1 pseudogene is annotated in these 252 nt (G+C 77.4%); it reads left to right on the top strand.

Going from position 1 to position 252, the window contains the following annotated elements:
- Positions 1-252, top strand: a pseudogene (locus AOK18_RS35025) (transcription termination factor Rho); the annotation flags it as partial.

The raw sequence follows: 252 nt of genomic DNA, 5'->3' as shown, positions 1-252 counted from the left end.
CTCCCCCGCCGACCCGCTCGTCTCCCCCGCCGCGCTCCGCAGGCACGGCCTGCGCAGGGGCGACCTGGCCGAGGGCCTGCGCGACGACCGGGGCGCCCTGACCGAGATCACCCTGGTCAACGGCCGCGCCCCCGAAACGCTGCGCGGACGGCCCCGCTTCGAGGACCTGACACCGCTTCACCCGCGGGAGCGGCTGCGCCTGGAGCACCCCGCGTCCGGTCTGGCCGGGCGTGTCCTCGATCTGCTCGTCCC

The organism is Streptomyces prasinopilosus (assembly GCF_001419695.1).
Taxonomy (GTDB): Bacteria; Actinomycetota; Actinomycetes; order Streptomycetales; family Streptomycetaceae; genus Streptomyces; species Streptomyces prasinopilosus.
The sequence above is the reverse complement of the archived record's forward strand: the minus strand, read 5'-3'. Positions and strand labels throughout refer to the sequence as shown.